This window comes from Ammoniphilus sp. CFH 90114, from assembly GCF_004123195.1.
In the GTDB taxonomy this organism is placed as follows: Bacteria; Bacillota; Bacilli; order Aneurinibacillales; family RAOX-1; genus YIM-78166.
Window position 1 is genome coordinate 61,770 of record NZ_SDLI01000010.1, and the last position, 11,336, is coordinate 73,105.

Below are 11,336 nucleotides of genomic sequence, written 5' to 3' on the forward strand. Positions count from 1 at the left end.
AACCGCACTCCTTTAATTTGAAAAAGAGGACTCCTTAGGAGCCCTCTTTTTACTTGTTATTCATTAGTTTTTGATAGTTACAGTTCTAGTTGCTTCATCCCACTCAACTTCTGCGCCAAGAGCTTGAGCAGCATAACGAAGCGGAAGAGTAGTACGTCCATCTTTAATTTCAGCAGCTGCGTCCATTTGAACAGCAACGCCATTTACAATCAACTTATTGCTACCAATAGTCATTTGTGCAATTCTGTCACCCTTAATAAGAGTTACAGTCTTAGTGTTTGCATTCCAAATAATGTTGGACTCAGTTACACCAAGAGCTTCAGCTACGAAACGTACAGGCAAGAAAGTACGTCCATTGTTGATGTAAGGTGCAACGTCAGCAGTCTTCTCAACACCATCTACTTTGTAAGTAGTAGAATCAATTACAAAGTTTGCAACAGCAGCTGTTTCAGCTGGAGCTGGAGTTATAACTTCAGCTAACACAACTTTTGCTACGTAATCTTTATCTTCAAACATCGCACGTTCATCTGCTTTATCCTCATCGATTTCATCAACGCTATTTTCGATAAGACTTCCACCAATCTTAGCTTCGATAGCACCGTAAGGAACTGTACGGTCAAGAGTTAACTTACCGCCAGAGATCTTGATCTTAGAAGCTTTAGAGCTTTCACTGTCTACTTTGATCTTAACAACGTTATCCTTACCATCTTCTGTTTTGTCTAATTCCACTTCATCATCAATGTCTAGGTTTCCTTCGAGAACCTCAACTTTTGGTTCTTCTGCCCACTTCATGTTCTCAGGAAGTGCAACAGTTAACCATCCTTCTTTGATGTTTCCTTTTGCTGTTTCAGTGATGATGATATCGCTCAAATCTTGCTCTTTCAAACCGATTTGAACTTTAGCTGCAGTTGCTTCAACAGTAACTGGAGCAACAGCTTTACCAAGTACTAACTCTCCTTCGATTCCAGCTTTACTTGTAACCTTAGCTGTGATATCTCCAGTTTTATCAGCTTGGATAGAAGAATAGAACTGAATGGAGAAGTCTGCTTTGCCAGAAAGTTTTTCAATTGTGAATTCAATTTCATTTCGGTCAGAGTTATAAGTGATTCCAGCTTTAGTTAAAGTAACTTCAGAAGCATCCTTTAATTCTGCATCGTAAGCTTTAACCCATGTAGGTAGCTCTACTTTAACTTTACGTCCAGGAATGATAGAACCTGCGATATCTTCCTTGATCTTTAATTTAGCAAGTTTCATATCATCTTTATCATCAATATAACGTCCAGCTACTAACTCTTTTGGTTCTCCATCAACAGAAACATTGGTGTTGAAATCAGTATATTTCGCAATAACGATATCTGATTCAGTTACTTCATCACCATCAATGTTAAGTTCTACGTCACCATAAGAAGCACCATCTTTAGCGGAGATCTTAGCATTTTTGATATAAATTGTGCCACGTTGATCTCTAGAACCAGCTGGGTCAAAAGTTAGAACTAGGTTGTTATCATTAAATTTAAGATGATATTCACCAGCGCCTACATCATCAGCATCTTCAGTGCTTCCAACTTCAGTCAGGCCTCCGAACGCACTAGAGAACTCGATATCAGCTTCTTCCCATTTAAACTTAGAAGGCAACTTGAAGGTGATACTTTGTTTGTCACTCCCCATAGCATTTACGCTGTTTTCATCCACACGGATCGTAGCGATAGATGAAGCAGAGTCACTTACTTTTTTCACTTCTTCAACAGTAGTAGTAGTGTTCCCGTCTCCAACTTTAGCAAAAGTATAAGTTCCAGGGGACAAAGTTGTATCCATAGATTCAAGAGTAGCCTTAAGCTCTCCAGTTGCACCATCTACTTCTACATAGAAAGGAACTTTCATTTCATCAGTTAATTTTTTACCATCTACATCAACACTCAATTCAAGTACTTGGTTAGTAACAGTTTCAACCTTTGCACCAACTAGATAAGTAGCCAATAAAGATGTGTTTTTATCTTTGTCGTATGCATCTTTAACGAATTTAACTCCTTCTGGAAGAGTCAAACGGAAGATTTGTCCATTTGTAAATTCAACGTTATCTTCCTTGATTAGAATTTGAGAAACTGGCTTGCCGTAGTCTTTAGACCCTTCGGAAGTTTCCTCACTCTCATAATCATCAGCGATGCTCGGTACAGTTGTGATTACGTTGTCACTGTCAGCAGACACCGCAAATGGAGCTGCTAAAGAAGCTACTAATGCAGCAGTTGTTACTACGTTAATCATCTTTTTGTTAATCTTTTTCATAACCTTTGTTTCTCCTCCTCGTTTATGTTTAGGTTGAGAGTTATTGTTTTATCTTTTTATATGTCTGTGTGTTAATGTGCCTTTTCTCCTTAATTCTACAAAATTCTATGAACTTTGTAGAATTCTGGAAGAGTCACACGTTTACTAGTATAACTCTTTCACACTTTCTTGTAAAGAACTTTTTTATTCTTTAGTTTGAAACTTGCTCTCAAGTTATACTCAATTAATTAAACGCGTGGTTCCTGAAAAGGTTGCGGGAGTTCAAAAGATTTTTTAGAAATTCTGACGTTGGACGTTTACTATGTAATCTTTGTCCTTATCTGGATTTTCTAAGTATCTTGTCCCTCTCACAAGACCTAGTATACTTGGTTCTAAGACTCAGTCCAAGTCAAAGAAAATTCCTGTTTTGGTCACCCCTTCCCGTAATGGATATTTACGGTTTTAAATGAGTAAGTGAAATGCGAAAAGCCACCTGATCAGGTGGCTCTAATAAGCATTCTTATTAATCAGACCATTGACAATCGTCTTCCAGATAATCTTCATATCAAACAGTAGCGTCCAATTCTCAATATAAAAGATATCGTGGACAATACGATCCTCAATGGACGTATCTCCCCTTAGTCCGTTCGCTTGAGCCCAGCCCGTAATCCCCGGGCGAACATGATGCTTAATCATGTACTTTGGGATATCCTCTTTAAACTGATCCACAAAATAAGGGCGCTCTGGACGAGGGCCTACTACACTCATGTCCCCTTTAAGCACATTAAAAAACTGAGGCAGCTCATCCAAGCTTGTTTTACGAAGGAATGAACCAAATTTTGTCTTCCGAGGATCATTTTCCGTAGTCCATACCGTGTCAGAAACCTTGGAATTGGATACATGCATCGATCTAAATTTGTACATCATAAAAGGACGTCGGTTGAGACCAATCCGTTCCTGCTTAAATATAATAGGACCCGGAGAGGTGAGTTTTATCCCAAGAACAATCATAATTAAAAATGGCAAAGTCAAAATGATCGCTGCCAAAGAAAAGACAATATCAAATGTTCTCTTCCAGACTCGATTCGATATCTCATCTAGTGGGATCTCACGGACATTAATAAGCGGCATATCCGCAAAGCTGTCAAAAGACGGCTGAGCAGGCAAATAACTATAAAAGTCAGGAATAATCAGGGCTTTCACTCCTGCTTTTTCACAAACTTCAATTATCGTTTTGTATTTTTCGTGAGCACGTAAGGGAAGGGCGATCACCACTTCATCCACAAGCCGTTCGCCTGCCAAAACTTCAGCTAGCTGATCTACCTTGCCAAGAATAGGTTTATACTTGTTCTTATAGTTACACTGATGTCTATCAACATAGTCATCCAAGAAACCAATGACTTCGAAACCTAGCTCCGGATGAGCTCCAACATTATCATGAAACTTCCTCCCAAGATGTCCAGCGCCTAATATAAGAATAAATTGTTTATTATAGCCCTTTGCTCTAAACTTCTTGAGGGATAGCTTTAATGCCAATCTCAAGCCTAGGATTAGAGTAATATTCAAGCCTAGGAAGATAGCAAGAAATGCACGCGAAATATCTACTTCTTTATAAAGAAATAAGAAGCTTAATAGGAAGAGCATACTAATAAAATGAACCTGAATGGCCTTCCCAATTTCATATGCAAACTTCTTCTTTCTCTTCGGCACGTAAAGCGAGAACAAATATCCGGATGCAATGGCAAATGCTCCGTATACCCCTGCCCAAAACCCATAAGTTAGAAAGCCTAAATGAGGCTCATAGGTAAACAAGTCTAATTCAAATTTTATTACCCAAGCTAAGACAAAAGAGACTTGGATCATCAAGAAATCGGTTAAGGCATAGGTTTGAGTCAAAAATTTCTCTTTCCCTCTTACCATGGTTTCACCTTCGTCATGTTTAGTAGGATGGATGAAATCAACTTCAGCCAAATCCCTGTAAAAACCAACCCAGTAACCCAGGTTGGGTATTTATTCCTATAATGTTTATTATAAAACAGAAACATCGCCCGATAGAACTCATAAATGATTTTATTTGGCTTTTTTTTACTGCTTGCTCTCTTAAGGTGAAGAATGATTGCTTTAGGATAATATCTAATCTTCCACCCTGCTTGTTTAATTCGATAACACCAGTCTATATCTTCTCCATACATAAAGAAGTCCTCATCCAATGGACCTACTTGATCAATGACTTCTCTGCGGAGCAACATGAAGGCTCCTACCAAGCTATCCACCTCATGTTCTTGATCCGGATCTAGATGACCCAACTGATATTGATTGAACCTAGGGTTGTTCGGATATCTCTTATGAAAACCAAGCATGTAATAAAAAGAAGCTTCTGGTGTTGGGTAGCCTCTTTTACACGCTTTATCCAATGTTCCATCTGGCAGAAGAATTTTACAACCGCTAGCCCCTATTGTCGGGTGTTGCTCCATATAATCCATCATGACTTGAAGGGTATCCTTCTCAATGATGGTATCTGAATTCAATAGTAAAATATATCTGCCTTTTGATTCACTTATTCCTTGATTATTCGCTTTAGAAAAGCCGACATTCCTTATATTTTGAATGAAATGTACATCTGGGAAACGATCGATTATAGTATCTAAAAGTCCTGCCTCTGTTGATGCGTTATCCACGAGGATCAGTTCATACTCGAAGTTCGTTTCGGAACGATATACAGACTCAATGGCCTGTAAGGTTAATTCTTTTGTATTATAGTTGACTATAATAATACTCAAATCTATCATTATCCAAAGACCTCTTATCTAGAATAAGTCCTAGTATATCATGGATTTCACAAGAGTTTGTTATAAAAATATTAACAAAGAATAAAGCACCTTGCTATAAGGTACTTTTCTGATATTGTTGTATAAACCGTTTCAACGAATCACGCCAAAAAGGCAAATCATTTAACCCGTTTAAGCGAATGGCCATGTGATCCATCACAGAATATGCTGGTCTTGGAGCAGGTCTCGGAAATTCAGCTGTTGTTACAGGATTTACTTTCATATGAGTTAAGTGAGCTTCTTCAAAGATCGCTTTAGCAAACTCAAACCAGGAACAAGTACCTTTATTCGATGCATGATAAACTCCGTAGAGATCAGACAACATGAGTTCCCCAATAAAACATGCAAGATCTATAGTAAAAGTAGGCGAACCAATTTGATCATGCACGACATTTAATTCACTTTTGTCTTCTGCCAGCTTTAGCATCGTCTTGACAAAGTTAGCTCCGTGTAGACCGTATACCCATGAAGTACGTACGATAAAGAACCTCGAATGCAACGCCTGGACAAACTGTTCACCGGCTAATTTAGATCTGCCGTATACTCCTAATGGATTAGTAGGCATAAATTCATCGTAAGGCTGAGAAACTTGTCCATTAAACACGTAGTCCGTACTAATGTATACAAGCTTTGCCCCGATTTCCTCTGAAGCAACGGCTATGTTTCTCGTTCCTAATGCATTAACACGAAAAGCTTCATCCGGTTCGGATTCTGCTAGGTCAACTTTGGTATGGGCAGCAGAATGGATAACGACATTGGGTGAAACCATTTGAAGGGTTTCCTTGACTTGTTGAAAATTCGTAATATCCAGTTCTTGGCGACTATAGCCAAAGACCTCATATCCACTGTTTGTAAACTGCTGAACAAGATCCACACCTAACTGGCCCTTAGCTCCTGTGACAAGAACCCTTAGCTTATCCATCAATTTTATCCCCATACTGACGGGAATAGTAGTTCATATAATCACCCGACTTAATCCTCTTCCACCACTCTTGATTATTAAGATACCACTGAATGGTCTCTTCAATACCGGTATCAAACGTATACTGAGGTTTCCATCCCAACTCACTCATGATCTTAGTCGGATCAATGGCATACCGTTTATCATGACCTAAACGATCAGCAACATACTTTATTAGATCTCTTGATTTTCCGAGTCTGTCAATAATTAGGTCGACGATCTCAATATTTTTGCGTTCATTGTGACCACCAATATTATACACTTCTCCTGGCTTACCCTCGTGAATAACTAAGTCGATAGCAAAACAGTGATCCTTAACATGAAGCCAATCGCGAACATTATCCCCTCTTCCGTATACCGGGAGTGGCTTGTCTTCTAGAGCGTTTGTAATCATTAAAGGGATCAACTTTTCAGGGAAGTGGAACGGACCGTAGTTATTGGAGCAACGAGTAATATTCACGTTCATTCCAAAGGTCTCATAGTAAGAACGAACAATCATATCGGCTCCTGCTTTACTCGCAGAATATGGGCTATTAGGTGCTAGAGGGGTATCCTCCGTAAAGTACCCTGTCTCACCTAGCGATCCATAAACTTCATCTGTGGAGATCTGAACATATTTATCTATATGATTTGCTTTCGATACATCTAACAAAGCCTGAGTACCCAAAATATTATTCTTAATAAAAATGTCTGGGTCCGTGATACTACGGTCAACATGGGATTCCGCAGCAAAGTTGGCAATGACATTAATCTTATGAGTCTTAACCAGGTAGTCTATTAATTCTCGATTTGCAATATCACCTTTAACAAATGTGTAGTTAGGATTTTGCTGAACAGCCGTCAGATTTTCTAAATTTCCCGCATAGGTTAGAAGATCCAGATTTATAATTTTGTAATCCTTATATTTCTCTAACATGTAATGGACAAAATTACTTCCGATAAATCCAGCTCCACCAGTTACTAGTATATTCATCTGTTTCTCTCCCTTAAAAGTTGATCTCCGCATCCTTCAATAGAGGAAGTTTAGAATCTTTATCTGATAAAACAGGATTTGAACTAGGCCAGTCAATTCCAATCGCGGGATCATTCCAAAGGATACCCCTATCGTTTTCCGGAGAATAATACTCATCGACTTTGTAAAAAACTTGTGTATTAGGCACAAGCGTACAAAATCCATGGGCAAATCCCTTTGGTACAAGTAGTTGTCTTTTGTTGTCTTCACTTAGGATAACCCCTACCCATTGGCCGAAAGTGGGAGAATGTTCTCGGATATCTACAGCGACGTCGTAGATAGCGCCAGTTAAAACACGGACTAGTTTGGTTTGGGCCTTTGGATTCAATTGATAGTGGAGACCTCTAATAGTGCCCGTTTCTACAGATAAAGATTGATTATCTTGAATGAAGTTAAAATCCAACCCTGCCTGTGTGAACTTGGCACCATTGTAGCTTTCCATAAAAAAGCCTCGATTATCACCAAAGACTGCCGGCTCAATAATCACAACACCCTCAAATTTAGTTTGAATAATATTCATCTATGACTCTACCTCTCTAGTAAATATAGACTGTGATTAGATTGAGCTACTCGAAGCAGGTATTGTCCATATTCATTCTTCAGCATCGGCTCGGCTAAATTTAGCAATTGCTCTCGTGAAATGTAGCCCATATTATAAGCAATCTCCTCTAAGCAAGCCACCTTCAAGCTTTGACGCTTTTCAATTGTCTCAATGAATTGTGACGCCTCCAACAAGGACTCATGAGTACCGGAATCAAGCCACGCATAACCACGACCTAAAATTTCCACGTTAAGCTCGCCCCGTTCAAGGTACACCTTATTTACATCAGTAATTTCTAGTTCTCCACGAGCAGAAGGTTTTATATTTTTGGCAATCTGCACTACTTGATTATCATAGAAGTATAGTCCAGTTACAGCATAGTTGGACTTTGGTTCTAGTGGCTTTTCTTCAATAGAAATAGCACGTTTTTGTTCATCAAACTCTACCACACCAAAACGATGCGGGTCACTAACATAATATCCAAACACACTAGCACCGAACTCTCTTCTCGCAGCCTTCTGAAGGAGCTGAGTAAAACCGTGCCCATAGTAGATATTATCTCCTAAAATAAGGGCCACACTATCATTTCCAATAAACTCTTCTCCGATAATAAAAGCCTGTGCCAAACCATCTGGAGAGGGTTGAACTGCATAAGATAAACTAATTCCTAAATCAGAGCCGTCTCCCAGAAGTTGTTGAAATCTTGGTGTATCTTCCGGAGTGGAGATTATGAGAATCTCCTGAATGCCCGATAACATAAGAACAGAAAGTGGATAGTAGATCATAGGCTTATCGTAAATTGGCAACAACTGTTTGGATACAGCTCTTGTTAAAGGATATAAGCGGGTACCACTCCCTCCGGCTAAAATGATACCTTTCATATCAATCACCCCTTAAATTTTTAATCATCTCTTTTTCCTCCAAAAAAATATCGTTGCAATAAATCCAATGTTTCTTAATACGCCTGACATACAAAAACGATACTTAAATATTGATATTAACCTATAAATTCTATTTTTATTTACAAGATCTATAAAGCAATCTAGCATCCTAGCTTGATCTATATTTAGTTGTGAATTAAATCTAATCTTAAAGGAAGCACCTTGATTAAAAATTCGCTTTATAGATTCATTGACTTTTCCATATTTAGAAGCGAGATATTTTAGTGAGTATTTTTTAGCACCAGTATTATTCTCACTATGCTGACGATATAATATTAGTGGAACATTCATATGATGAATTCCAGAATATAAACTAGCAACTAATCCAATCCACCAATCATGCATAATAGCATGATTAGGGATTGGACACGCTAATTCCTTCAAACGTTTATTAATCATCATAGTACAACCTGTTACAATATTTTGTACAAGAAGGTGGTTTAAATTTTTATTTGTCGAATTCAGGTTCTGATAATGCCAAAAGGACTTTGAAATAAGTTGAAGATGTTCATCAACGACTAAAAGATCAGTATGAAGCAAAAGGGGTTTACTAGGAAATTCTCTTTCAAGTAGATGCATTTTCTCTATCGTTAATTCAATCTTATTGTTTAACCAAACATCATCTTGATCGCAAAACATAATATAATTAGCGTCGCAATATTTCAACAGCTCAGAAAAACTTAGGCTCGGACCTAAATTTCTATGATCATATATAATGGAGATTTTTTTCGGGTGTTTTTCGGAATAATTCCGGATGAGGTTCATTGTATCATCAGTAGATCCATCATCCCGTATAATTAATCTCCATTCTTTATATGTCTGGTTAATGATTGATGATAATAGCTCATTTAGATATTTACTGCCATTATAAGTGGAGAGTAAAATATCTACCTGACTACTTTCGTATTTTTCACTCATAAACACTTCTACTTTCAATTTTAAATTAGGCCAGAAATACCGTCGTATAATTTTTAATGTGCACTAAAGTCAATCTGATAAAAACAAAAAACTCGCATTCAAGATTCTAACTTACAGAATTAATAAACACCTTCTTTTAAAGACGAATGCAAGCCTCTTTACTGATAACCTCTTAGTTTACTAGCTTGATATATTATTAAAAAGTTTAAACCGAGTTTTAAGCTCTTATTATAAGCTCATGAAGTACATATTTTCCAATCTCTGAACCAATATCTAGACGCAAACTATTTATATGGCTATTACCTTCAATTGCTAAATACAACTCATTTTTTCCCTGTTTTAATTTATGGGATACCTTACACTGTTCAGAATACGGATAATCAGTTGAGGTATTGGCTTCTTCATAGAAAACTTCTAGTACTGTATCAACAGATGTTGTTAACACTATTTTTAGATAGAGTTTATCTTTATCAAAATTAATAAAATTTGGTAAGACGACATGTGGATCCTTCCCGACTACCTCTATATGCAGCTCATCATTTTCGATAACATATTGTTCAACACTAGGTCCGTTCTTTAATTTTGCAATATTCTCAAGAGGGCATCTATAGAGCAATTGGTGTGTATGAAACAATTCAGCTATACGACTACTCATTACTGAGACAGTTTTACAAGAAGTTAGATCAATTATTTCTAATTCCTCGTTTATAGCTTGATCAAGACTTTCTAGCTCGTTATTTAATAATAAATCAACATCAGTAACGTTGTTTGTTTTTAGGAAATCCACGTAATTTCTAAATTTTCTCGAGTACTCAAAATTAAATTTGCTATAATTAGTTTCTGAATATAATTTTACAAGATCAATATCTCCTAATAAATTTCTTGCCTCTACAAAAGGTATATTACAATATTCAGCCAACTCTTTAGTTCTGGAATCATGAGCAACTAATAGGGCAGGAATCCCATTTTGTACTGCAATCATATTCCCATGAAATCTGGTACCAAAAAGAAAATTATACTCTTTAATTTGTTCAGTCCATTGGTCAATATCATAAAACTGATAAAAATGTTTTTTAAAATAATCCTTAATTGTTTCAACGCTTGTGCCGATTATCTTTTTATATTGATTTTCCTTAACACTTTCTTTTGAGGAAACTAGCAAATTATCTGCATTAATATCCATCCCTCGCATCCAATACTCTTCAACATATTCAGTTTGCCCAACTACATCTATTTTATTATTGAAAGCATATTTAAATATCTTCTCATCACACTTTTGTTTTACATCCGTATAGTTTAACAAAGGACGTAAATCTTCAATATTTTTAATACTAGACATTTTAACCGTAAAGTTTATATCCCTATTCAAATAATAAGTAGGACACCCGATTATTGTAGTATTTTTTATCCCCATATTATTAAGTAACTCAGCAGTATATTCACCTCTAACACCAATTGACACTGAATGCTCGCTTATTTGATGTAAGAAATTCCTCGTACCACTAGTCAAATTAATTTCTTTCACAGAATCACTAGGAGCTTGGGCTCCAATACCAAGAACAATTATCGGTAACTTAAGCTTCTGTAGATTTTCTGCAGGAATTTGAAAATTAGTACTTTGATTTATAAAATTAGATGCCCCCATTACAATAATATCTGAAGAAGCCCGTATTTCTTCCACATCACTCTCGGATAGAGAATTCCAAATACTAAATGACTTTTTTGTATTAAACAAATTATTTACTGCATAACCAATGTAGAGGTTTCCAGTATTTAAACCAGTAGCTACATAATTTTGATATGGATCACTTGATGGATTTATTCGATATTCTGCACCGCACTGGATATATCTTCTACTATTTTTTAGCATGAC

At 36.9% G+C, this 11,336-nt stretch carries 9 protein-coding genes; all 9 read right to left on the minus strand.

Annotated elements, in window-relative coordinates:
• Positions 1 to 63: 63 nt before the first annotated feature.
• The 9 genes from EIZ39_RS19985 to EIZ39_RS20025 all read right to left on the minus strand — a co-directional run bounded on the left by EIZ39_RS19985 (position 64) and on the right by EIZ39_RS20025 (position 11,333).
• Entirely contained in the window at positions 64 to 2,283 is a 2,220-nt protein-coding gene (locus EIZ39_RS19985) for a copper amine oxidase N-terminal domain-containing protein (RefSeq protein WP_129202128.1), read from the minus strand.
• 486 nt (positions 2,284 to 2,769) lie between these two features.
• Positions 2,770 to 4,182 carry an undecaprenyl-phosphate glucose phosphotransferase gene (locus EIZ39_RS19990; protein WP_129202130.1) on the minus strand — a complete coding sequence of 471 codons (1,413 nt, stop codon included), beginning with the start codon at positions 4,180 to 4,182 and terminating at the stop codon, positions 2,770 to 2,772.
• Positions 4,176 to 5,048 (minus strand): glycosyltransferase family 2 protein, encoded by an 873-nt coding sequence (locus tag EIZ39_RS19995; protein WP_129202303.1) that lies wholly within the window; start codon positions 5,046 to 5,048, stop codon positions 4,176 to 4,178. Before EIZ39_RS19995 ends, EIZ39_RS19990 begins: the two co-directional genes overlap by 7 nt.
• A 97-nt stretch (positions 5,049 to 5,145) precedes the next feature.
• Positions 5,146 to 6,012 carry a dTDP-4-dehydrorhamnose reductase gene (gene rfbD, locus EIZ39_RS20000; protein WP_129202132.1) on the minus strand — a complete coding sequence of 289 codons (867 nt, stop codon included), beginning with the start codon at positions 6,010 to 6,012 and terminating at the stop codon, positions 5,146 to 5,148.
• Positions 6,005 to 7,024, minus strand: a complete 1,020-nt coding sequence (gene rfbB, locus EIZ39_RS20005) for a dTDP-glucose 4,6-dehydratase (RefSeq protein WP_129202134.1) — start codon at positions 7,022 to 7,024, stop codon at positions 6,005 to 6,007. The genes rfbD and rfbB overlap by 8 nt, the downstream gene beginning before the upstream one ends.
• A gap of 13 nt (positions 7,025 to 7,037) precedes the next feature.
• Complete coding sequence (rfbC, locus tag EIZ39_RS20010; protein WP_129202136.1) at positions 7,038 to 7,583, minus strand: dTDP-4-dehydrorhamnose 3,5-epimerase; 546 nt, start codon at positions 7,581 to 7,583, stop codon at positions 7,038 to 7,040.
• An 8-nt stretch (positions 7,584 to 7,591) separates the two neighbouring features.
• Positions 7,592 to 8,485, minus strand: coding sequence for a glucose-1-phosphate thymidylyltransferase RfbA (gene rfbA / locus EIZ39_RS20015; protein ID WP_129202138.1), 894 nt, complete (start codon positions 8,483 to 8,485; stop codon positions 7,592 to 7,594).
• Positions 8,486 to 8,509: 24 nt separating this feature from the next.
• A complete protein-coding gene (locus EIZ39_RS20020) occupies positions 8,510 to 9,463 on the minus strand; it encodes a glycosyltransferase family 2 protein (protein ID WP_129202140.1) in 954 nt (317 codons plus the stop codon).
• Between the two features lie 217 nt (positions 9,464 to 9,680).
• Positions 9,681 to 11,333: a polysaccharide pyruvyl transferase family protein gene (locus EIZ39_RS20025; RefSeq protein ID WP_164985192.1), complete on the minus strand. Its 1,653-nt coding sequence runs from the start codon at positions 11,331 to 11,333 to the stop codon at positions 9,681 to 9,683.
• Positions 11,334 to 11,336 lie beyond the last annotated feature (3 nt).

Excerpts from the sequence above, each read along its gene's own strand:
- EIZ39_RS20020 (WP_129202140.1), bottom strand. The coding sequence starts at position 9,463 with ATGAGTGAAAAATACGAAAGTAGTCAGGTAGATATTTTACTCTCCACT.
- rfbD (WP_129202132.1), bottom strand. The coding sequence starts at position 6,012 with ATGGATAAGCTAAGGGTTCTTGTCACAGGAGCTAAGGGCCAGTTAGGT.
- EIZ39_RS19990 (WP_129202130.1), bottom strand. The coding sequence starts at position 4,182 with ATGGTAAGAGGGAAAGAGAAATTTTTGACTCAAACCTATGCCTTAACC.
- EIZ39_RS19985 (WP_129202128.1), bottom strand. The coding sequence starts at position 2,283 with ATGAAAAAGATTAACAAAAAGATGATTAACGTAGTAACAACTGCTGCA.
- EIZ39_RS20025 (WP_164985192.1), bottom strand. The coding sequence starts at position 11,333 with ATGCTAAAAAATAGTAGAAGATATATCCAGTGCGGTGCAGAATATCGA.
- rfbC (WP_129202136.1), bottom strand. The coding sequence starts at position 7,583 with ATGAATATTATTCAAACTAAATTTGAGGGTGTTGTGATTATTGAGCCG.
- rfbA (WP_129202138.1), bottom strand. The coding sequence starts at position 8,485 with ATGAAAGGTATCATTTTAGCCGGAGGGAGTGGTACCCGCTTATATCCT.
- rfbB (WP_129202134.1), bottom strand. The coding sequence starts at position 7,024 with ATGAATATACTAGTAACTGGTGGAGCTGGATTTATCGGAAGTAATTTT.